At 63.6% G+C, this 21,335-nt stretch carries 17 protein-coding genes; 9 read left to right on the top strand and 8 right to left on the bottom strand.

All coding sequences use genetic code 11. The features are described 5' to 3' along the window. Positions 1-160: 160 nt before the first annotated feature. Both ACTJGZ_RS09730 and ACTJGZ_RS09725 read right to left on the bottom strand, forming a co-directional pair. Positions 161-1,741, bottom strand: a complete 1,581-nt coding sequence (locus tag ACTJGZ_RS09730; RefSeq protein WP_441662728.1) for a TerC family protein — start codon at positions 1,739-1,741, stop codon at positions 161-163. A 182-nt stretch (positions 1,742-1,923) separates the two neighbouring features. Further along, complete coding sequence (locus ACTJGZ_RS09725) at positions 1,924-2,709, bottom strand: inositol monophosphatase family protein (protein WP_441662727.1); 786 nt, start codon at positions 2,707-2,709, stop codon at positions 1,924-1,926. 94 nt (positions 2,710-2,803) lie between these two features. Here ACTJGZ_RS09725 and ACTJGZ_RS09720 point away from each other — a divergent pair, with 94 nt between their 5' ends. Continuing rightward, a complete protein-coding gene (locus ACTJGZ_RS09720) occupies positions 2,804-3,583 on the top strand; it encodes an RNA methyltransferase (RefSeq protein WP_441662726.1) in 780 nt (259 codons plus the stop codon). Positions 3,584-3,624: 41 nt separating this feature from the next. Here the strand turns inward: ACTJGZ_RS09720 and ACTJGZ_RS09715 are convergent, their stop codons facing one another. Both ACTJGZ_RS09715 and ACTJGZ_RS09710 read right to left on the bottom strand, forming a co-directional pair. Next, positions 3,625-4,464: a mechanosensitive ion channel family protein gene (locus ACTJGZ_RS09715; RefSeq protein ID WP_441662725.1), complete on the bottom strand. Its 840-nt coding sequence runs from the start codon at positions 4,462-4,464 to the stop codon at positions 3,625-3,627. 251 nt (positions 4,465-4,715) lie between these two features. After that, a complete protein-coding gene (locus ACTJGZ_RS09710) occupies positions 4,716-5,360 on the bottom strand; it encodes a TetR/AcrR family transcriptional regulator (RefSeq protein ID WP_441662724.1) in 645 nt (214 codons plus the stop codon). Between the two features lie 300 nt (positions 5,361-5,660). Here ACTJGZ_RS09710 and ACTJGZ_RS09705 point away from each other — a divergent pair, with 300 nt between their 5' ends. Genes ACTJGZ_RS09705 through ACTJGZ_RS09685 form a run of 5 tightly spaced genes read left to right on the top strand, consistent with a single transcriptional unit; the run spans position 5,661 to position 14,290 of the window. Next, on the top strand, positions 5,661-7,331 hold the full coding sequence (locus ACTJGZ_RS09705; protein WP_441662735.1) for an electron transfer flavoprotein-ubiquinone oxidoreductase: 1,671 nt from the start codon (positions 5,661-5,663) through the stop codon (positions 7,329-7,331). A gap of 42 nt (positions 7,332-7,373) precedes the next feature. After that, on the top strand, positions 7,374-8,495 hold the full coding sequence (locus tag ACTJGZ_RS09700; RefSeq protein WP_441662723.1) for a thiolase family protein: 1,122 nt from the start codon (positions 7,374-7,376) through the stop codon (positions 8,493-8,495). A gap of 1 nt (position 8,496) precedes the next feature. Beyond that, positions 8,497-10,839 carry an FAD-dependent oxidoreductase gene (locus ACTJGZ_RS09695; RefSeq protein ID WP_441662722.1) on the top strand — a complete coding sequence of 781 codons (2,343 nt, stop codon included), beginning with the start codon at positions 8,497-8,499 and terminating at the stop codon, positions 10,837-10,839. 34 nt (positions 10,840-10,873) lie between these two features. Continuing rightward, entirely contained in the window at positions 10,874-12,631 is a 1,758-nt protein-coding gene (locus ACTJGZ_RS09690; RefSeq protein ID WP_441662721.1) for an acyl-CoA dehydrogenase C-terminal domain-containing protein, read from the top strand. 27 nt (positions 12,632-12,658) lie between these two features. Next, on the top strand, positions 12,659-14,290 hold the full coding sequence (locus ACTJGZ_RS09685) for a long-chain-fatty-acid--CoA ligase (protein WP_441662720.1): 1,632 nt from the start codon (positions 12,659-12,661) through the stop codon (positions 14,288-14,290). Positions 14,291-14,510: 220 nt separating this feature from the next. Here ACTJGZ_RS09685 and ACTJGZ_RS09680 read toward each other — a convergent pair whose 3' ends face one another. Further along, the gene (locus ACTJGZ_RS09680) at positions 14,511-15,698 is read right to left on the bottom strand and encodes a YeiH family protein (RefSeq protein ID WP_441662719.1); all 1,188 of its coding nucleotides are present in this window, start codon (positions 15,696-15,698) and stop codon (positions 14,511-14,513) included. Between the two features lie 133 nt (positions 15,699-15,831). On the opposite strand from ACTJGZ_RS09680, the gene ACTJGZ_RS09675 reads away from it, so the two are divergent. Then, positions 15,832-16,719, top strand: coding sequence for a LysR family transcriptional regulator (locus ACTJGZ_RS09675; protein ID WP_441662718.1), 888 nt, complete (start codon positions 15,832-15,834; stop codon positions 16,717-16,719). Between the two features lie 149 nt (positions 16,720-16,868). On the opposite strand, the gene ACTJGZ_RS09670 is transcribed toward ACTJGZ_RS09675, so the two are convergent. Then, a complete protein-coding gene (locus ACTJGZ_RS09670) occupies positions 16,869-18,365 on the bottom strand; it encodes an AMP nucleosidase (protein WP_441662717.1) in 1,497 nt (498 codons plus the stop codon). Positions 18,366-18,454: 89 nt separating this feature from the next. After that, positions 18,455-19,180 (bottom strand): esterase, encoded by a 726-nt coding sequence (ypfH, locus tag ACTJGZ_RS09665; RefSeq protein ID WP_441662716.1) that lies wholly within the window; start codon positions 19,178-19,180, stop codon positions 18,455-18,457. Between the two features lie 477 nt (positions 19,181-19,657). Between ypfH and ACTJGZ_RS09660 the strand changes: the two genes are divergently transcribed. Then, positions 19,658-19,951 carry a hypothetical protein gene (locus ACTJGZ_RS09660; protein ID WP_441662715.1) on the top strand — a complete coding sequence of 98 codons (294 nt, stop codon included), beginning with the start codon at positions 19,658-19,660 and terminating at the stop codon, positions 19,949-19,951. Position 19,952: 1 nt separating this feature from the next. Here ACTJGZ_RS09660 and ACTJGZ_RS09655 read toward each other — a convergent pair whose 3' ends face one another. Beyond that, positions 19,953-20,765 (bottom strand): AraC family transcriptional regulator, encoded by an 813-nt coding sequence (locus tag ACTJGZ_RS09655; protein WP_441662714.1) that lies wholly within the window; start codon positions 20,763-20,765, stop codon positions 19,953-19,955. 114 nt (positions 20,766-20,879) lie between these two features. Between ACTJGZ_RS09655 and ACTJGZ_RS09650 the strand changes: the two genes are divergently transcribed. Then, on the top strand, positions 20,880-21,335 hold a 456-nt coding region (locus ACTJGZ_RS09650; RefSeq protein ID WP_441662713.1), incomplete at its 3' end, for an EamA family transporter.

The raw sequence follows: 21,335 nt of genomic DNA, 5'->3' as shown, positions 1-21,335 counted from the left end.
GGCAGCGGCGTCCAGCCACTGCCGGTTCTAAACCCATCATTGCCTGCCGCCCGCCAGCGTGAAGCCGGGACGGCGGACAAAACGAAACGCCGCATCATACCCGGCCTGGCTGAACCCGGTTGGCACGCAGGACAGGCCTGGCCTGCCCTGCATGGCGGCGTCAGGCCCCCGGGGCGCTGCCGTCAGGCATCTCCGGTTCCAGCACAATGCGCTCCACCAGCACTTCGGCGATGCGGCGCCCTTCCAGCGCCAGCACCTGGAAGCGCACCCGCACATGATCCTGCAAAAATTCGCAGACATCATCGACCTGCGGCAGGCTGCCAAAACGCGCCAGCAGATACCCGGCCAGCGTCGTGTAATCATCGGCCTCATCCACCAGGCCATCCACTTCCAGCACCTGCTCCAGGTAGTGCAGGTCGGCAGCGCCATTGACGCGCCAGCGGTTGTCGCCATCCTGCACCACGTCCGGGGTTTCATCCTCGTCCGGGAACTCGCCTGCGATGGCTTCGAATATGTCGATGGGCGTCACCAGGCCATCTATGGCGCCGAATTCATCCGTCACCAGCACCAGCTGGCCGCGCGAACGCTTGAGCGTTTCGATCAGCCGCAGAATGCCGATGGATTCATGCACGATCAGCGGTTCCCGCAGACGGTCACGGCGGATCGCGCCTTCGGTGATGATGTCGGCGATCATGTCCTTGACCCGGCCCACACCCACCACTTCATCCAGCGCGCCATCGCATACCGGGAAGAAACTGTGCGGCGAAGCGCTCAGCTGCTCGCGGATGACTTCCGGGCTGTCCTGCAAGTTGACCCAGCTGATATCCGTGCGCGGCGTCATGATCGAATGGATGGAACGTTCGGCCAGCGTCAGAACGCCGCTGACCATATTGCGTTCCTCGACACCAAACGCCACGGCAGGGGTTTCCGGCGCAGGCTGATCGGTTTCGATCTCGTCAGGCAAGCGTTTGCCCAGCATGCGCAGCACCGCTTCTGCCGTTCGTTCCCGCATAGGCCGGGCCGCGACCGTGCGCACCAGACTGCGGCGCGCCAGCTGGTTCAGGACTTCGATCAGGATGGAGAAACCGATAGCGGCATACAGGTAGCCCTTGGGCACCTTGAAGCCAAAGGCCTCTGCCACCAGCGAAAAGCCGATCATCAGCAGAAAGCCCAGACACAGCACCACCACCGTGGGATGGCGGTTGATGAAGATCGTCAGCGGCTTGGAGGCGATCAACATCACGCCTATGGCAATCACCACCGCCAACATCATCACGGAGAGGTGCTCGGCCATACCGACAGCGGTAATCACTGCGTCCAGCGAGAAGACAGCATCCAGCACCACAATCTGCGTCACGATGACCCAGAAACCCGCATACACACGGGGGCCACGGACATGATGCGATTTGCCTTCAATACGCTCGTGCAGCTCCATCGTGCCTTTGAAGAGCAGGAAGAAGCCGCCGGCCATCAATATCAGGTCGCGGCCGGAAAAGCTCAGCGAACCGAGGGAGAATAGCGGGGAAGTGAGGGTCGCGATCCAGGAAATCGCAGTCAGCAGCGCCAGACGCATAAGCAGCGCCAGCGACAAACCGATGATGCGGGCGCGGTCCCGCTGCGACGGCGGCAGTTTCTCCGCCAGGATAGCGATGAATACCAAGTTGTCGATACCGAGCACCAGCTCAAGCACGACCAATGTCAGCAAGCCGACCCATGCTGAAGGGTCCAGCAGCCACTCCATGAAAGACTCCAGTTGTTCCAGAAGCTTCCAATCGTACTAGGATTCTGTGTCATACGCGGCGCAACAGGATAAAAAAATCCGTATCGCAACCGTACAGAAAAAAACAGCAGGCGCGATCGTGACGATACGCGCCTGCTGTGAATCCGGCCGCCCTGCCATCAGACAGGGCGGCCCTAGTAGGATCAGTCCAGTTGCAGGTGGCCGAGCATCTGCGTGAAGATCTTGGGCGAACCGGCCAGCACATTGCCGCTTTCGAACCAGGTCTGCTCGCCTTCGAAATCGCCCACCAGGCCGCCGGCTTCCAGCACCATCAGGCCAGCCGCCGCCAGATCCCAGGGCTTGAGGCCCATGCCGCAGAAACCATCCAGCCGGCCGACGGCCACATAAGCCATGTCCAGCACGACAGAGCCGCTGCGGCGCACGCCCGAGCACTGTTCCATCAGTTCGCGGTAGCGCGGCACGCCCACCGGGCCAGCGCCGCTGGGCCAGCGCACGCCCAGCAAGGCGTCGTGGTAGCGCGCGCGGCTGCCGACGCGCACGCGGCGGTCGTTCAGAAAGGCGCCGCCGCCGCGGCTGGCCGTGAACAGTTCATTGGTGGACGGATCGTAAATCACCGCCTGGGTCGTGACGCCACGATGCTGCAAGGCGATGGAAACGGCAAAAGAAGGGTAGCCGTGAATGAAATTCGTCGTGCCATCGAGCGGGTCGATGATCCAGCGGTATTCGGATTCAGCCGAACCATCCGCCGCAGGCAGTTCACCCGCTTCTTCCGCCAGGAACGCATGATCCGGGTATGCCGTGCTCAGGATTTCGATGATGGCCTGCTCTGCGGCCCGGTCGATTTCCGTGACATAATCGTTGGGCCCCTTGCGGCCGACCTGAATCTTGTCGAGGTCCAGGCTGGCGCGGTTGATGATCGCGCCGGCGCGGCGCGCCGCCTTGACGGCGGTGTTGAGCATGGGATGCATAGAATTCCGTATTGATCCGTTCGCAGGCCCTGGATGGCACTCATCCAGGGCCTATATAAAAGTAACTGGCAGTAGGCCCAGACCGGTATTTTAAATGACGCCTGTTTTTTCGCGTGTACGCTTCATCATGACCTCTCCCAGCCACCCCGGCAATGTGGGAGCAGCCGCCCGGGCCATCAAGACCATGGGGTTCTCCTCGCTGGTGCTGGTCACGCCCAAACTGGACGATATCACCCAGCACCCTGATGCCATTGCCATGGCCAGTGGCGCCGATGATATCCTGTCTGGCGCGCTGATAACAGCTTCTCTTGAAGAAGCGCTGGCTCCGGTCGCCCGGGCGTATGCCCTGACCGCCAGGCCGCGCGATATCGGCCCGCCGGTCTGTGACATCCGCGAAGCCGCGATGGAAAGCCGCGAATTGCTGGTGTCGCAGGACGATGCCAGCGTCGCTATTGTATTGGGTACGGAGCGCAGCGGGCTGACCAATGCGCATATTGCCCTGTGCCAGCGCATCTGCCATATCCCCGCCAACCCGGAATACAGTTCGCTCAATGTGGCGCAAGCGCTGCAACTGGCGGCCTGGGAAATGCGTTACGCCCTGGGCACGGAAGGCCGGGCGCTGCCGCACACCCCCATTCAGAGCGTGGATCCCGGCACTGCCCTGGCCAGCAACGGCCAGGTTCAGGCCTTTCTGGAACACTGGCGGGAAGCCTTGATCGGAGTAGGCTTCCTGGACCCGGAGCATCCCAAGAAACTGATGCCGCGCATGCAGCATCTGTTTGGCCGCAGCGCCTTGAGCCGTGATGAAGTTGACATGATGCGCGGCGTCTGTACGGCGATGCTGACACCGCAGCACCACCGCAAACCTTCCTGAAACAAGGCCGGCCAGGCACTGGCCGGCGCTCGTCAGGCCGCTCAGCCTTCGCGGCGCTCCCTGGCCACTGCCGGGCCTTGCAGCTCGCGCACCGGCACAGCGGCGCCCATACCGGCATCGACCAGCGTCTTGCGGATCTTGTAGAGCATATCCCAGCGCAGTTCCCAGTACTTGGCGTTATCGGTCCAGACGCGGATATTGATGCTGACACCGTTTTCCCGGTAACCCATCACCATCACCATCGGCGCCGGATCCTTGGAAATCAGCGGATGGTTGTTGATAAGGGCCTTCAGGCTGTTGACGGCCACATCAAGGTCATCGTCATAGCGCACCTGGGCTTCCAGATCCAGGCGGCGGGTCGGGTTGCGGCTGTAGTTGATAATGTTCGCGCCCCATACCGTGCTGTTGGGCAGCGAAATGGCAATGCCGTCGAACTGCGTCAGGCGCGTCATGAACAGGCCGATTTCCTCAACCGTGCCTTCGTTGGTGCCGCCTACCGAGATGTACTCACCGGCACGCATGGGCCGCAAGGCCAGCAGCATGACACCCGCGGCAATATTTTGCAGCGTGTTCTGCAACGCCAGGCCGATGGCCAGACCGGCAGCGCCCAGCACAGCGATGATACTGGCCGTCTGCACGCCGAAACGCGCCAGCACCGCTACCAGTGTGAAGACGCGCACTGACCAGACAGCCACGCTGCTGAGGATGGGCACAATCGTCGCATCAATGCGCGGCGAACTGGTGGCGGCGCGGCGCACCATGGCGCCCAGCCATTTGGAAATCCACCAGCCGACAATCAGAATGACGACGGCGATCAGGACGGTAATGGCGAAATCGTAGGCCTGGGATTCCAGTAAGGCCTTGCTGAGAGACTCAGGCATGAAAAAACTCCTGTGATACCTGTTGTCCGCCGCCACCGCGGCTGACGGAGCTGCCGACAGCCTAGCACAGCCGTCCGGCAGACCCCAGCCCGGCGGCCCGCCAATTTTCCATTTTTATCCCGAAAAAATGTGGACAAGCTTATGGATAGCTTGGGGAACACCAAATTTCAGCCTTTTGAATCAATGACTTGAAACCCATGATCAATAAATGACCACTTCAGGACTTCTCCACACCCCGCTGCGACATCCGCTTACTTGCCCGCCAGCAGCGCCTTGTCGTCATGCCGGAAAATGCGCAGGATCTGCTGGCCGATTTCAGCCGGCGACAGCTTGCCCTGCCGATACCAGCCGCTCACGTTGTTGAGCAGGGTCAGCAAGAGCAGGCGATAGACATTCCGGTTCAGATCCGGCGCCAGCGGCAAGGCCTCGATCAGCTCACGGAAAATATCTTCGAACTTGTCCCGCTTGGCAATCAGGCTGATGCGGATTTCCGCCGGGACGGCATTGAAGTCGCTCATCAGGGGCATGGTCAGCGATTCCGGGTCCAGCTGGATGTCCAGCATGGCGATGCAGGCCGCTTCCAGGCGTTTCCAGGGGTCTTCATGGCGGGCCATCGCAGCCTGGAGGCGGCCCTCCGCAACCTGCAGCGCCATATCGTGAATATTGACGAACAGCGCCTCCTTGGACTTGATGTAGTGATACAGGGAGCCGCCCAGCAAGCCTACCCGTTCACCGATATCGCGGACCGATGTGGCGGCATAACCACGCTCGGCAAACAGGGCCGCTGCCGCTTCCAGCACCTCGCGATGACGTTCGCTCAAGCCCTCGACGGCCAGGCCGCTGATGAACTTTCCCCGGCTGTCCCGCTTTTCTGCCCCGCTTCCATACCCGCTCATCTTTGCTCCGACCTTCTTGATTGATTCCAGCCCGGACCCGCTGGCGTCACTGCGCAACGGGTTGGGAATGTGCGGATATAGCGTGTTGGCGCTGACTCGTCAAGCTGGGAAAACCGCCGCCTTCGCCATTACACCAATCGTTTGATATAGTATTTTGATGCTGTCCCAACCTGGTGTTGCCAACCCGCGAGCAAAGCGGCTGACGCCACGCCGGCATGTCTCAGCCGCCCCGGCGGCCATGCCGTTCCGCCATTCATGTCAGGAAATAATGCAGTGACGAGCCAAACCCAGCGCGAATCCATGGATTTCGATGTCGTGATCGTCGGTGCCGGCCCCGCCGGACTCGCCGCTGCGATCCGCCTCAAGCAGCGTGCGTCGGCAAGCGGGCAGGAACTCTCCGTCGTGGTCGTGGAGAAAGGCTCCGAAGTCGGCGCGCATATTCTTTCTGGCGCCGTCATCGACCCAGCCGGGCTGGATGCCCTGTTGCCCGGCTGGCGTGAGGATGCCGGACGCCCCCTGAGCACCCCTGTCAGCGAGGATCATTTCTATTTCCTCTGGCGCAAAGGCGGCATGCGCCTGCCCAACCGGCTCATGCCTGCACTGATGAGCAACCATGGCAATTTCATCGGTTCGCTGGGCAATGTGACGCGCTATCTTGCCGCGCAGGCCGAAGCCCTGGGCGTGGATATCTATCCGGGCTTTGCCGCCACCGAGGCGCTCTATGACGCAAACGGCGCCGTTTGCGGCATCGCAACCGGCGACATGGGCATCGGCCGTGACGGCCAGCCGCGCGACGATTACGCGCCCGGCATGGAACTGCGGGCGCGCTACACGCTTTTTGCCGAAGGCGCACGCGGCAGTCTCAGCAAGCAATTGCTGGCCCGCTATGACCTGGAAGCCGGCCGGGCGCCACAGAAATTCGGCCTGGGCATCAAGGAACTCTGGCAAGTCACGCCCGAACAATTCCGGCCCGGCCTGGTTCAGCATTCTTTTGGCTGGCCGCTGGACCGGCATACCGGCGGGGGCTCCTTCCTTTATCACTTTGACGATCATCTGGTGACAGTCGGCTTCGTGCTGCACCTGGACTACCAGAACCCGACGCTTTCCCCTTACGACGAATTCCAGCGTTTCAAGACCCACCCCCTGATACGCGATACCTTTACCGGCGCCCGGCGTCTGGCCTATGGCGCGCGCGCGCTGACCGAAGGCGGCTGGCAATCCGTGCCCAAGCTGGCCTTTCCTGGCGGCGCGCTGATTGGCTGTGCGGCCGGCTTCATGAATGTGCCGCGCATCAAGGGCAGCCACAATGCGCTGCACTCAGGCATGCAGGCGGCCGATGCCGCCTTCAATGCGCTGGCCGCCGGCCGCGGCCATGATGTGCTGGAAAGTTATGAGCGCGGCTGGCGTGATTCCGCGATTGGCCGCGACCTGAAACCGGTGCGCAACGTCAAGCCGCTCTGGTCGCGCTTTGGCACGCCCGTGGGCATAGGCCTGGGCGGCCTGGACATGTGGTGCCAGTCCTGGACGGGCAAATCCCCCTTCGGCACCCTGACCCACCGTTTGCCGGATCACGCCTGTATGCAGCCGCTCTCGGCTGTGCGCCCTATTACCTATCCCAAATATGACGGCGTCCTGACCTTCGACAAGCTTTCCTCGGTCTTTCTTTCCAGCACCAGCCACTCGGAAGACCAGCCCGTGCACCTGAAGCTGGCCGACCCCTCTATTCCCATACGCAGCAATCTGCCGCGCTATGGCGAGCCCGCCAGGCTGTATTGCCCCGCCGGCGTGTATGAGGTCGTGGATGACTCGCCCGCCGCCCCGGACGGCGCCGCTGCCGGCAGCGCGCCGCGCTTTGTCATCAATGCGCAGAACTGCGTGCACTGCAAGACCTGTGACATCAAGGATCCGGCGCAGAACATTACCTGGACGCCCCCGGAAGGCGGCGGCGGACCCAATTACCCCAACATGTAACCCCCCAGGCCCAGCGGCCGTTTTCCCCCGGGAACCCCAATCATGACAACTGCCTATATCGTCGATTACCTACGCAGCCCTTTCACGCCCGCTTACCGTGGCGCACTGGCCAGCGTGCGGCCCGACGATCTCGCCGCGAACGTGATCGCGGCGCTGGTGCGCCGCTCCGGCCTGGATCCCGTCCTGCTGGAAGATATCAACCTGGGTTGCGCTTTTCCCGAAGGCGAGCAAGGCCTGAATATCGCCCGCTGCGCCGCCCTCACCGCCGGCCTGCCGCACTCGGTAGGGGCGGCAACCGTGAACCGCTGGTGCGGTTCTTCGCTGCAAGCCGTGCAGATGGCCGCAGGCGCCATTGCCATGGGCGCGGGTGAGGCCTTTCTGGCTGGCGGCGTGGAATGCATGAGCCGGGTGCCAATGATGGGTTTCAACCCCTTGCCCAACCCGGCCTGGGACGAGGCACAGCGCACTGCGCTGCTCAATATGGGCCTGACAGCGGAAAACCTGGCAAGCCGCTATGGCATCAGCCGCGCAGAGCAGGATGCTTATGCCCTGGACAGCCAGCGCAAAGCGCTGGCTGCACGCGCCGCAGGCAAATTGGCAGCGGAAATCACCCCGTATCATGAGGTGGCGGAAGATGGCTGCCCGCGCGCGACCGATCCCGGCAAACTCGCGGGCCTGAAAACCGTGTTCAAGGCGGGCGGCAGCGTCACTGCCGGCAATGCCTCCCCCCTGACCGATGGCGCCTCGGCCACGCTGGTCTGCTCGGCAGACTTCGTGCAGCGCCATGGTTTGCAGCCGCTGGCCCGCGTGGCAGGCTACGCCATCTCGGGATGTGCGCCGGAAATCATGGGCATAGGCCCTGTGGAAGCCACGCGCAAGGCGCTAGCGCGTGCCGGGATCACGGCGGCGCAGCTCGATGTCATTGAAATGAATGAAGCCTTTGCCGCGCAAGTGCTGGCTTGCTGCAAGGATCTGGACCTAGACCCCGCCCACCTGAACCGGGATGGCGGCGCCATTGCCCTGGGGCACCCCTTGGGCGCAACCGGCGCGCGCCTGGTCGGCAAGGCGGCCAGCCTGCTGCGCCGCGACGGCGGCCGCTATGCGCTGGCCACTCAATGCATAGGCGGCGGCCAAGGCATTGCCATGGTCCTGGAGGCCGCCTGACATGAACACTCCCTCTCTGAACGCCACCTCACTGGATACCGCCGTGCACACTTCCATCCATAAAGCCGCCGTGATCGGCGCCGGGGTCATGGGGGCCGGTATTGCCGCCCATCTGGCCAATGCCGGGCTGGACGTCGTCCTGCTGGATCTCGAACAGGCCAATGCCGATGCCGGTGTCGCCCGGCAACTGAAAGCCGGCGGATTCATGGACCCGGCCTTTGCCGCGCGCCTGCGCACCGGCGCCGTGGCCACCGGCCTGCCCGCGCTGGCCGATGCCGACTGGATTATCGAAGCCATTGCCGAAAGACCGGACCTGAAACAGGCGCTCTACCGCAAAATAGATGCCATCCGCAAACCGGGCAGCATTGTGTCGTCCAACACCTCGACCATTCCCCTGGCGGCGCTGACCGCCGGCATGCCTGAGAGCTTCTGCCGCGATTTCCTCATCACCCACTTTTTCAACCCGCCGCGCATCATGCGGCTGCTGGAACTGGTCACTGGCCCGCAAACCCGCCAGGACGCGGCCGCCGCCATTACCCGTTTTGCCGACCGCCAGCTGGGCAAAACCGTCGTGCGCTGCAAAGACACGCCGGGCTTCATTGGCAACCGTATTGGCAATTACTGGATGGTGGTCGCCCAGAATGAAGCCATCCGCCTGGGCCTGGATGTGGAAGAGGCCGATGCCGTCATCAGCCGTCCGTTCGGCATTCCCGCCACTGGCATTTTCGGCCTGCTCGATCTGGTAGGCATAGACCTGATGCCCACCATCCTGCGCAGCCTGCAGCAGGCGACGCCTGCCGGTGACGCCATCCAGGCTTGCGATGCCGAGCCGCCGCTGATTGCCCGCATGATCCGCGAAAACCGCCTGGGCCGGAAAAGCGGTGCCGGTTTCGTGCGGCTGTCCGCCGACCGCCGCCAGCGCGATGTCACCGATCTGGCCACGGGCGAATACCGGCCCCAGCGCGCTGTCACCTCGGACAGTCTGCAAGCCAGCGGCGGCCAGCCGCGCGCGCTGATGGAGCATCCCGGCCGCGGCGGCCAATACGCGGCGGCGGTCATGGAACAAGCCCTGGCCTATGCCGCGGCACTGGTTCCTGAAATCGCCGATACGCCCTTCGATGTCGATGAAGCCATGCGCAATGGCTATGGCTGGAAGGAAGGCCCGTTTGAACTGATGGACCGGCTGGGGGCCGAATGGCTGGCGCAGCGCCTGCAGGCACGCGGCCTGCCTGTGCCCGGCTATCTGGCGCTGGCGGCCCGCCAAGGCGGTTTCTACTCGGTGCGGGATGGCCAGCGCGTCTGCCTGCTGCCCGATGGCAGCTGCCATACGCTGCGCCGCGCGCCAGGCGTGCTGCTTCTGGCCGACCTGGCCTTGGCCAATCAGCCGGCCGCCCGCTGGGACACTGCCGAGCTATGGGACCTGGGTGATGGCGTTGCCGGACTGGCCTTCCGCACCAAAATGAATACCTTCAACCCGGCCTTGCTGGAAGCCATCCAGGCCGCGCTGGCTTGCACCCGCAGCCACTTCCAGGCGCTGGTCATAGGCAGCGACGCAACGGCCTTCAGCGCCGGGGCCGATTTGCGCGTGTTTCTGGACACCTTGGAAAAACAAGGCCAGCCAGCGCTGGAGCGCTTCCTTGACCTGGGGCATGACACGTTCCAGGCCGTGAAATATGCGCCCTTCCCTGTCGTCGGCGCCGCTGCCGGTCTGGCGCTGGGCGGCGGCTGCGAGATCCTGCTGCATTGCGACGCCATCCAAGCGCATGCGGAGCTTTCCATGGGCCTGGTCGAAACCCGTATCGGCGTTATTCCGGGCTGGGGCGGCTGCAAGGAAATGCTGCTGCGCATGCAAACCGCCCCCCAAGCGCCGCGCGGCCCCGTCGCGCCCGCCATGGCAGCGTTTGAACTCATCGCAGCGGCCAAGGTTTCCGCCAGCGCCTTCGATGCGCGCCGGCTGGGATTCCTGCGGCCAGGCGACGGCATCAGCATGAACCGCAACCGCTTGCTGGCGGATGCCAAGAACAAAGCCCTGGCGCTCGCGCCTGGCTATCAGCCGCCTGAGGCCGCCAGCCTGGGCGCCGCTGGCGCAGCCGGTCTGGCTGCCCTGCGCAACCAGATCATTGCCGACGTCCAGGCCGGCCGCGCCAGCGAACACGATGGCGTGGTCAATACTGCGCTGGCCGGCATACTGAGTGGCGGCAGCGCCGCCGACCCGCTGCTCCCCTTGACGGAGGACATTCTGCTGCAACTGGAACGTACCGCTTTTCTTGAATTGCTCTCCACCCCTGCCAGCCAGGCGCGGATCCGCCATATGCTGGATACCGGCAAGCCTCTGCGCAACTGATTTTCCCTGCCGTCCCTAAAGACAAGGAAACACAATGACTGCTTATATTCCCATTATCGACGATGCTCAATTCCTGCTGTCGGATGTCTTCGACTTCAATGCCAGCATGGCTGCCCTGCCGGGCTGCGAAGAAGTCGATACCGATCTTGCGCTCAGCATCCTGGAAGAAGGGGGCAAGTTCTGCGTCGAGGTGATCGAACCGCTGAACCGCAGCGGCGACGAAACCGGCTGCCGCCTGGAAAATGGCCAGGTCACGACCCCGCCGGGGCTGGCTGCCGCTTACCAGACCTTCCGCGAAGCCGGCTGGTGCGGCCTGTCGGGCGCCGCCGAATATGGCGGCCAGGGCCTGCCGCTGACGCTGCAAATCCTGCTCAATGAAATGGTGTCTTCGGCCAATCTGTCGTTTGGCCTGTTCCCTGGCCTGACGCATGGCGCCGTGGAAACCATCTCGCACCACGCCAGCCCGGACTTGAAGGCCCTGTATCTGCCGCGCATGATCAGCGGTGAATGGACGGGCGCCATGGCGCTGACCGAATCATCCGCCGGTACTGACCTGGGCCTGCTGACCAGCCGCGCGGAACCGCTGGATGATGGCAGCTACCGCATCACCGGCACCAAGATTTTCATTTCCTCCGGCGACCAGGATTTCGGCGGCAATATCGTGCACCTGGTGCTGGCCAGGCTGCCGGGCGCCGCGCCCGGCGTCAAAGGCATCAGCCTGTTCCTGGTGCCCAAATTCCTGCCCGACGCCAATGGCGAAGCGGGGGAACGCAACAGCATGTCGGTAGGCGCGCTGGAACACAAAATGGGCATTCATGCCCAGCCCACTTGCGTCATGAACTACGACGGCGCCATCGGCTGGCTCGTGGGCGAAGCTGGCCGCGGGCTCAATGCCATGTTTACGATGATGAACTCGGAGCGGTTATTTGTCGGTATTCAAGGTCTGGGGATAGGCGAAGCCGCCAACCAGAAGGCCGCCGCTTACGCCCGCGAGCGCCTGCAAGGCCGCTCCGCCGATGGCAGCCGCGGGCCGGTTGCCATTATCGAACACGCGGATGTGCGCCGCATGCTGCTGACCGGCCGCGCCCTGAGCGATGCGGGCCGCGCGCTGGCAGTCTGGACCGCCTTGCAAATGGATACTGCCGCCATGCACCCGGACGCTGCCGTCCGCCAGCAGGCCGACGGATTCGTCGCGCTGCTGACCCCGGTCATCAAGGCGGCCTTCACTGACTTCGGTTTCGAAACCGCGGTGCTCAGCCAGCAAGTCTTCGGCGGCCATGGCTACATCCGCGAATGGGGCATGGAGCAGTATGTCCGCGATGCCCGCATTACCCAGATTTATGAAGGCACCAATGGCGTGCAGGCCATGGACCTGGTGGGCCGCAAGCTGCCCATGGAAAATGGCGCCGTCGCCCAACGTTTCTTTGCGCTGATGCGCAAAGACCTCGAACAGGCCAGCCATCCCGAGATCGCCCCGCTGGCCCAGCCTGTGCTGCAGGCCTTGCAAGCCCTGGAAAGCACGACCATGCATGTGCTGTCCGTCGCCCGCGATCTCAATGCCCTGGGCGCTGCCGCCACCGACTACCTGCGCTTCTTTGCGCTGGTCTCCTATGGCTGGCTGTGGGTGCGCATGGCCGAAAAGAGCCTGCCCCGCGCAACGCCCCTGCATCAGCGCAAACAGGCCTCGGCACGCTTTTTCATCACCCGCCTGCTGCCTCAGACCGCGGCGCTGGAACAAGCCATCCGCGCCGATGCCGCCGACCTGGCGCAACTGGCTGCGGACGCCTTCTAAGCCGCGCCGACATCTGGAGGAGACACCATGCTCGGCAATATGATGCATCAGCCCCTGCTGATCTCTTCGATACTGCGCCATGCCGCCAATTACCACGGCAAGACGGAAATCGTCTCGCGCACTGTCGAAGGGCCGCTGCACCGCTATACCTATACCGATGCCTGGCAGCGCAGCCAGCAGCTCGCCAATGCCTTGCAGCGCCTGGGCCTGAGCTTTGGCGACCGGGTGGCCACGCTAGCCTGGAACGGCTACCGCCACCTGGAACTGTATTACGGCGTTTCCGGTTCAGGGCTGGTCTGCCATACGATCAACCCCCGGCTGTTCAAAGAGCAGATCAGCTATATCATCCAGCACGCGCAGGACAGCGCGATCTTCGCTGACCTGAGCTTTTTGCCGCTGCTGGAATCGTTATCCGACCAGTTGCAAGGCATGAAAGCGGTTGTCCTGCTGACCGACGAAGCGCATATGCCCGCGTCCAGCAGCTTGCCCGGGCTGGTCTGCTATGAAACCCTGATCGGCGCGGAAGCGCCGCACTACGACTGGCCGGTGTTCGATGAAAACACCGCGTCCAGCCTGTGCTATACCTCGGGCACGACGGGTGACCCCAAAGGGGTGCTCTACAGCCACCGCTCCACCGTACTGCACGCCATGGCCATTCCGGCGCCTGATACGCTGGGCCTGTCGGCCAGCGACAGCATCGCGCCTATTGTTCCCATGTTCCACGTCAACGCCTGGGGCCTGCCGTTCGCCGCTCCGATGGTAGGCGCAAAACTGGTTATGCCCGGCCCGCGCCTGGATGGCGCCAGCCTGCATGAACTGTTCGCTAGCGAAAAAGTCACCTTTACCGCTGGCGTGCCGACCGTCTGGCTGGCCTTGCAGGACTGGATGGAGAAAAACCACCAGTCGTTGCCGGATCTGCGGCGAGTTGTGATCGGCGGCTCCGCCGTGCCCCCCATCATGCTGGAACGCTTCCACCGCATGGGAATCGAGACCCGCCATGCCTGGGGCATGACTGAAACCAGCCCGGTTGGGCTGGCATGCAGCCTGCTCCCCAAGCATGAGGCGCTCTCCCCGGAACAGCGGCTCATGCTGGAGGCCAAGCAGGGGCGGCCCGTGTTCGGCATGGAATTCATGATCTACGGCCAGGACGGCCAGACAGTGCCGCGTGACGGCAAAGCCTTCGGCTCCATGCTGATCCGCGGCCCCTGGGTGGCGGGCAGTTATTACAACTCCCCGGTCAGCCCGTCCCATACCCTGGTGCCAGGCTGGTTCGATACCGGCGACATCATCACCATGGATGAAGACGGCTTCGTCCAGATCGTTGACCGCAACAAGGATGTCGTGAAATCCGGCGGTGAATGGATCAGCTCCGTGGAGCTGGAAAATCTGGCGCAGGCGCACCCGGCCATCCAGGAAGCCGCAGTGGTTGCCATGGCTGACCCGCGCTGGGGCGAACGCCCTATCCTGGTGGCCGTTATCCGCCCCGGCCACACGTTCACCCGGGAGGACATGCTGGACATCTACCGCGACAAAATCGCCAAATGGAGCATGCCGGACGATATCCTGATCGTGGAGGAACTGCCCCATACGGCAACCGGCAAACTCCTGAAGGCCGCCATCCGCCAGCTGGTTCAGGAGCGCTACCAGGCCAGGCCCTGATCAGGCTTTCAGGTTCAGACGCTGAGAGCCGTTTTTGGCATTCAGTGCCTCAAGCGCTGAGCCCTGAATGCTGGCCATCAGCGCTGGCCGCCGGTTCTGATCCTGGTTCCGGGCATAGTCCCAGCACCTCGGTCATGGCACCCCGGCATGGCACCTCAGTCACGGCAGCGCGGCTGCCTGCCACGGCACACGGCTGCGCCATGGCAGGCATGCCGCCCTTTTATCCCAGCAAGGCGTGCACCAGCGCATTCAGGGCCAAGCCGCCCCCCAGCAGCCAGGCAAACAGCATCAAGGCCAGCAGCAAGGGGCGCAGGCCCGCCCGGCGCAAGGCCGACACGTGTGTCGTCAGCCCCAGCGCGGCCATGGCCATGGCCAGCAAAATGGTGTCCAGATCCAGCAACACGCTGACGACTGCCGGCGGCAGCTCGACCACCGAGTTAAACGCCGCCATCAGGATAAAACCAAAGGCAAACCAGGGAATCGCGACCCCAGGCCGCCCTTGCCCCGCGCCCGCGCCGCCATTGCCGCCATTGCCGCGGCGAGCCAGCAACAGCGCCAGCCCCAGCAGGAATGGCGCCAGCATCATGACGCGCACCATTTTTGCAATGACAGCGGCATCGGCCGCCTCGCTGCCCAGGGCGCGCCCGGCTGCCACCACTTGGGCGACTTCATGCACCGTGGCGCCGATAAAGACGCCGGCTTCACGGGCATCCATCTGTATCCAGCCCAGATCCTGGCCCAGGTGGTACAGCGCCGGCCACGCAAACATGGCAAGCGTCCCGAAAATCACCACCGTTGCCACAGCAACACTGACCTGCGCTGGCCGGCCGCCGACCACCGGCCCGGCCGCCATGACGGCAGCGGCTCCGCAAATCGAACTGCCCGCCCCGATCAGCAATGCCGTCTGGCGATCCAGCCCCAGCAGGCGCGTGCCCAGCCACCAGGCCAGACAGAATGTCGAGAGCAGCATACAGGCATCCAGCAGCACGCCTTCGTACCCGACCAGCGCCACATCCGCGAAGGTCAGCCGCAAGCCATAGAGCACTATCCCCGCACGCAGCAGGCGCGCCTTGGAAAAATCGACCCCCACGCTGACATGCCTGGCCACCGAGGGGTACAAGGTATTACCGATCACCATCCCCAAGACAATGGCCAGCGTCAGGGCAGCAATGCCGTGGTTCTGCGCCCAAGGCTGGCCGGCCAGCCCTTGCGCCGCCGCCGCGATGGCGCCAGTCAGCAGCAGGCCCGTCAACAGCGGGCCGAACCGCCAGGCCTGGGGCCGTGCCCCTGCCGGAGCAGCCCCAGGCAATTGGGCGGCCTGCGCCGTATCGCCTGTTTCCTGTGCGGCGGCGCCATCCAGGGCCATACCAGCCCCGCCGCGTGCGCTCAACATATGATTTGCAGTCATTACGGATCAATTCCTTATGAATTGAGCACATAATGACCCTGAAAAAAATATCTGTAAAACAGGTTATATTTCTATAACCTATCGAAACAACAGATAATAAATTCTTCGGCACACCCATAAAAAAGCGGCAGACATGCGGATTACGCTACGCCAATTGCAGATTTTCACCGCCATCGCCGAACATGGCAGCACCACAGCGGCCGCTGGCAGCATTCCCCTCTCGCAATCCGCCACCAGCGCCGCGCTGGGCGAGCTGGAAACCATGTTGGGCGCGACCTTGTTCGACCGTGTCGGCAAACGGCTGCAACTCAACGAAACCGGCAGGGCGCTGCTGGATCCGGCGCGTTCGCTGCTGGATATGGCGCGCGACATCGAAATCAATTTCGGCATGGATGGCGCCAGCCCCGGCAGGCCGCTGCCGGCACGCATCCGCCTGGGCGCCAGCACCACCATCGGCAATTACCTGATGCCCGGGCGTATTGCCCGCCTGCTGGAAACCCATGCGCATGCCAGCGTGGAAATGCGCATCGGCAATACCCAGGAAATCGTCGGCGCCGTGCTGCGCCGTGAGGTGGACGCTGGCGTGATCGAAGGCCCTTGCCATAGCGACGAGCTGGAAGCCTTGCCGTGGTTAAGCGATGAACTGGTTTTCGTCGTCGCGGCCGGCCACCCGCTCGCCCGCGTCGCCGCCCCCTGTCCCCTGGAGCAATTACGCCAGCAACGCTGGCTGCTCCGGGAAAGCGGTTCCGGCACCCGCGAAGCCGTGGACAATGTGCTGCTGCCCCACCTGGGCAATTTCGATCAGGCGCTGCAACTGGGCAGCACCGAAGCCATCAAGCAGGCGGCAGCGGCCGGCCTGGGCCTTGCCTGCCTGCCGCACAGCGCCGTCCAGGACCTGCTGGCACTGGGCCGCCTGCAACTCTTGCCGACTGCCCTGCCGCGCCTGCACCGCCAGCTTTACCGCATACGCCATCGCAGCAAGCAGTTTTCACCCGCGCTCGCCTTGCTGCTGGCGGCATAAGCCGGGCGGCCATCACGCTGCGCCCCAACCCGGAAGAAAGGGCGGGAGGGACGCGAAAGAAGCGAAAGAAGCGAAAGAGGCGGAAAAAAACGGATCAGCGGAATCAGCCCAAAACGCAGGGAACGCGGGGAACGCAGGGAACGCGGGGACTACTGGAAGGCCGTTTCGATAAAGCTGCGCAGCTTGCGTGAGTGCAGTCTTTCCTTGGGCATGCTGGCCAACAGTTCCAGGGCATGGATACCTATCTGCAAATGCTGCCCGACCTGGCGCCGGTAGAAATCATTGGCCATGCCCGGCAGCTTCAGCTCGCCATGCAGGGGTTTGTCCGACACGCACAGCAAGGTGCCGTAAGGCACCCGGAAGCGGAAGCCATTGGCCGCGATGGTCGCGGATTCCATATCCAGGGCGATGGCGCGCGACTGCGCGAAGCGCTCCACCAGTTCCTGGTGATCCCGCAACTCCCAGTTGCGGTTGTCGATACTGGCCACTGTCCCGGTGCGCATGATGCGTTTCAGATCCCAGCCCGACAAACCCGCAATCTCTTCGACGGCAGTTTCCAGCGCAACCTGAACTTCCGCCAATGGCGGTACCGGCACCCACAATGGCAAATCGGCATCCAGCACATGATCGTCGCGCACATAGCCATGCGCCAGCACATAGTCGCCCAACCGCTGGGTCGAACGCAGGCCGGCGCAATGCCCCACCATCAGCCAGGCCTGCGGGCGCAGCACGGCCACATGATCGGTAATCGTTTTGGCGTTGGACGGGCCGACCCCGATATTGATCAGGGTAATGCCGCCATGACCGGCCCGGCACAGGTGATAGGCCGGCATCTGCGGCAGCCGTTCCGGCGCCGTGCCCGACACGGGCTCCGCTTCACCGCGCAAGGTCACGACATTGCCCGGTTCGATGAAGGACTCATAGCCCCCGACGCCATCGGCCAGACGCTCCCGCGCATAGGCGCAGAACTCATCGACATAAAACTGATAATTGGTGAACAGCACGAAGTTCTGGAAGTGCGACGGCGAAGTCGCGCTGTAGTGCTGCAGGCGATGCAGGGAATAATCCACCCTGGGCGCGGTGAACGGCGCCAGCGGGTAAGGCTTGTCCGGCACCGGGCGCCAGCTGCCGTTGACGATCGCATCATCGGTGATGGTCAGGTCGGGCACATCGAAAATATCCCGCAACGGACGGCCCAATGCCGCCAGGTCCACGCCTTCCACGTGGGCGCCCCCTGGAAACGCGAAATGCAGGGGAATCGGTGTTTCGGATTCCCCTACCGTCACCCGGACTTTGTGATGCAGCAGCAACAGCCCGATCTGCTCCACCAGATAAGCCTGAAACAGGCGCGGCTGCGTGATGGTGGCTTCATAAATGCCTGGCTCCGACACATGCCCGTAAGACAGGCGCGTATCTACCAGGTCATAGGTATCCACCTGAATGCGTATGGCCGGATACCAGGCTCGCAGGCGGGTCGAACGGGGCAGTTGCTCCCCGCGCGCCAGCGCCGCAAAATGGCCGCGCAGAAAAGCAGTGTTGCGTTCGTAGATTTCGATCAGGCGGTCCACAGCGGCGGCGGCGACCTCGAAAGACTGGAACGCGACGGGTTCCGGCGTCAAGACTTCTGATGGGAAATGCGCGGACATGCGTAAATTCTCCTGACCGGCCAGACCTGCGGCCTATGCATCAATGGGGCAGGCCTAAGCCTGCATTCAGGCACTTATTCGGTAATGCTTCAGCTGGATTGGCGCGCGCTCATCAGGGCGCTTTGCCAGATGTGCAGCGGCACATGGGTACGCAAACGCTCGATGGCGCGAGTGACCAGCGCCACATGCAGTTCATGGCCGACATCCGGCAGAATATCCAGCGTGGCATCGCCTTCCAGTTCCTGGATCCGGTCGAACGCCGCCTGGGACGATGAGGGCGGCACCACCGTGTCGTCCGCGCCATGCAGCAGGTGCACGCTGGTTTCAGGCGCAGCGACCTCGGGCAGGGCCGCGTAGCCCGCGGAAAACGCAATGACACGGCCAGCCAGCGCCGGGTCGGCCGCTGACAGTTCCAGCGCCACCAGCCCGCCTTGCCCCAAACCGAACAAAGCCGTTCCGGCTGCCGCAATTTGCCATTGCGCCTGCACCCGCCGCACCAGTTTAAGCAAGGGGGGCAAGCCCGCCGCCACCTGTTCCGCCAGTTGCTCGGCATTCAGGCCATCGGCGACAAACCATTGGCGCCCTTCCGCTTCGCTGGCGCCTGCCGGGTACGGCGCGCGCAGGGCCATGATGGCGGCGCCTGGCCACTGGGCCTGCAAAGTGCGCGCCAGCCAGAGCAAATCTGCCGGCTCACCGCCCTGGCCATGGAACATGACGAACAGCTGCCCCGGCGCCAGGCCATCATGCGTCGGTGGCACCAGCCACTGGGCTTCGCCGTCGGTTGAGAATTGCGTAGGGTCTTGAACGTCTGTCATATAGGGCTTCTCCTGCTGCTAGCGGCCTATTGTATGTTGGGTTTGCAACATTGCCATGAAGGCCGTGTCATCAAACAGCACATGGCGCCCGGTCCATCTCCTGCGGCCAGCGCGCCCCACCCCGTACGCCCGCCCCCTTGCGCCTGCCCGCCCCCTGTCCGCCCGCGTGCCAGAGATTCAAGACAGGATCACGACTCTGCGCCGGAGTCCCTTGAAGATAAAGAAAATATCCACGTTTCCCCGTTTCCGGCAAGCAAGGCTTGACAGTCCGCCCGTTACTCTCCATAGTGATTAATTCCTGACCACCTGTGCTGGCGCTGCCGCTTGGGATCGGTCGTGAAGCACACCAGGCGCTTGCGCCGGTGCGTCTCCGCCACGATCCGGCAGCATCCTGCTCCGGGGAGTCATCGTCTTGCCCTGTCCTGCCGGCCTGTCTGGCCGGGGCCGCGACAAGACGTTCTACAGGAGATGTGCCTGGTGTACCCCAATCGCTACATCTACAAGGGCTATCTGCTACTTGCTCGCCTGTCCACCGCGCCCGAAGGCGCCAGCGGCTCCAGTCCGGCCTTTACGGCCATGCTGGATATCCGCAAGGCCAGCCAGCCGGACGACCCCGGCTTCACCTATCCCGTGCCCGCCTTCGACAATGCCACGGGGGACATCATTCCTTACGCCCTCAGCCCGGCCCAGGCCATAGATATGGCGGTCAGCCACGGGATCGACATCCTGTCCACGCTATTCGCCCCGGATCCATCCCGCCAGGAAGCCTGATTCACGGGCAGGCCGGCACATCCTGGAAGTAACGGCTGGGCACCTCGCCCAGCACGTTTTTGAATGCAGTGGCAAAGGCGCTGGGACTGCTGTAGCCCAGTTCCATGGCCACCCGCGTGACCCTCTCCCCTTTGCCCAGCCGGACGACAGCCGCCAGCAGGCAGGCCTGCTGGCGCCACTCGATGAAACTGATGCCCGTCCGGGCGCGGAACTGGCGTGTAAATGTCCGGCGGCTCATGCCTGCTTCGGCGGCCATGGCGTCTATGCCTATGCCCAGCGACGGCGCTGCCAGAAACCGCCTGCATGCCCTGGCCAGACGGGGATCATCCGGCAACGGAGCGTTGAGCGACAAGGCCGGCATGCAGGCGATTTCATGCAATAACAAGCCCATCAGGCAAGCCTCCCGCTCCGGCAACGCCCCGGCGGCAATCCCCCCGGCAGATAGCTCCGCCGACACCCCAGCCGCCTGCGTCAGCAATAGGCGCAGCAGCGGCGAAACGCCCAGCACGCGGCAAGCCGGCGGCAGTCCGACACGGCTGGCCGCCGCGCTGCCGATATAGGCATTAAGCATGGTCACGGGGCCGCGCATCTGCATGGCGTGGCGCAGCCCGGCTGGCACCCATATGGCGCGCAAGGGCGGCACGGCCCAATTGCCGGCATCGGTTTGCACGGTGATGACGCCACAGGCCGCATAGGCAAATTGTCCCCGGTCATGCTCATGCCGAGGGAAGACATCGCCGTCGGCGTAATCACGCCGCGTCACCAGCACATCGCAAGAAGCCTCTTCGTAAAGCCCGGCGGCTATCGGTTCCATGGCCTGATTTTATTCATTTTTGACCTGTAATTGAAAGCGGGCCATAGCCTTGCTCAAGCATAGTGGCAGCACAACCTCGGCGCCCCGCCGCGGCTACCGCAAAGAGCATCCGCCATGCAGAAAAAACACCTGATCCTTGCCCTCCTGGTGACAGCGGCATGGGGCATCAACTTCCCGATTACCAAGCTGGGGCTGGCGCATATCAATCCGCTGCTTCTCACCGCGCTGCGCTTCGCCCTGGCCGCCCTGCCATGGGTATTTTTCGTGCGGCGTCCGGCCGTCGCCCTGCGCTGGCTGCTGGCCTATGGCCTGATTTTCGGCGTCGCCATGTGGGCCTTGATCAACCTGGGCATTGCCATGGGCGTGCCGCCGGGCAATGCCGCGCTGCTAATACAGCTAAGCGCTTTCTTCACGCTGGGCTGGGGTGTCCTGCTCTTTCATGAATCCCTGAGCCGGCCGCAATGGCTGGGCAGCCTGCTCGCAGCGCTGGGGCTGGCCTGTCTGTTGCTGGGCAGTCCCGGCACGGCAGCCACGACGGGATTCATCCTGATCCTGATCAGCGCCCTGGCC

Origin of the sequence: Kerstersia sp. (genome assembly GCF_052103615.1) — a bacterium.
GTDB lineage: Bacteria > Pseudomonadota > Gammaproteobacteria > Burkholderiales > Burkholderiaceae_B > Kerstersia.
The sequence above is the reverse complement of the archived record's forward strand: the minus strand, read 5'-3'. Positions and strand labels throughout refer to the sequence as shown.

Excerpts from the sequence above, each read along its gene's own strand:
- ACTJGZ_RS09730 (WP_441662728.1), bottom strand. The coding sequence starts at position 1,741 with ATGGAGTGGCTGCTGGACCCTTCAGCATGGGTCGGCTTGCTGACATTG.
- ACTJGZ_RS09725 (WP_441662727.1), bottom strand. The coding sequence starts at position 2,709 with ATGCATCCCATGCTCAACACCGCCGTCAAGGCGGCGCGCCGCGCCGGC.
- ACTJGZ_RS09720 (WP_441662726.1), top strand. The coding sequence starts at position 2,804 with ATGACGCCTGTTTTTTCGCGTGTACGCTTCATCATGACCTCTCCCAGC.
- ACTJGZ_RS09715 (WP_441662725.1), bottom strand. The coding sequence starts at position 4,464 with ATGCCTGAGTCTCTCAGCAAGGCCTTACTGGAATCCCAGGCCTACGAT.
- ACTJGZ_RS09710 (WP_441662724.1), bottom strand. The coding sequence starts at position 5,360 with ATGAGCGGGTATGGAAGCGGGGCAGAAAAGCGGGACAGCCGGGGAAAG.
- ACTJGZ_RS09705 (WP_441662735.1), top strand. The coding sequence starts at position 5,661 with ATGGATTTCGATGTCGTGATCGTCGGTGCCGGCCCCGCCGGACTCGCC.
- ACTJGZ_RS09700 (WP_441662723.1), top strand. The coding sequence starts at position 7,374 with ATGACAACTGCCTATATCGTCGATTACCTACGCAGCCCTTTCACGCCC.
- ACTJGZ_RS09695 (WP_441662722.1), top strand. The coding sequence starts at position 8,497 with ATGAACACTCCCTCTCTGAACGCCACCTCACTGGATACCGCCGTGCAC.
- ACTJGZ_RS09690 (WP_441662721.1), top strand. The coding sequence starts at position 10,874 with ATGACTGCTTATATTCCCATTATCGACGATGCTCAATTCCTGCTGTCG.
- ACTJGZ_RS09685 (WP_441662720.1), top strand. The coding sequence starts at position 12,659 with ATGCTCGGCAATATGATGCATCAGCCCCTGCTGATCTCTTCGATACTG.
- ACTJGZ_RS09680 (WP_441662719.1), bottom strand. The coding sequence starts at position 15,698 with ATGACTGCAAATCATATGTTGAGCGCACGCGGCGGGGCTGGTATGGCC.
- ACTJGZ_RS09675 (WP_441662718.1), top strand. The coding sequence starts at position 15,832 with ATGCGGATTACGCTACGCCAATTGCAGATTTTCACCGCCATCGCCGAA.
- ACTJGZ_RS09670 (WP_441662717.1), bottom strand. The coding sequence starts at position 18,365 with ATGTCCGCGCATTTCCCATCAGAAGTCTTGACGCCGGAACCCGTCGCG.
- ypfH (WP_441662716.1), bottom strand. The coding sequence starts at position 19,180 with ATGACAGACGTTCAAGACCCTACGCAATTCTCAACCGACGGCGAAGCC.
- ACTJGZ_RS09655 (WP_441662714.1), bottom strand. The coding sequence starts at position 20,765 with ATGGAACCGATAGCCGCCGGGCTTTACGAAGAGGCTTCTTGCGATGTG.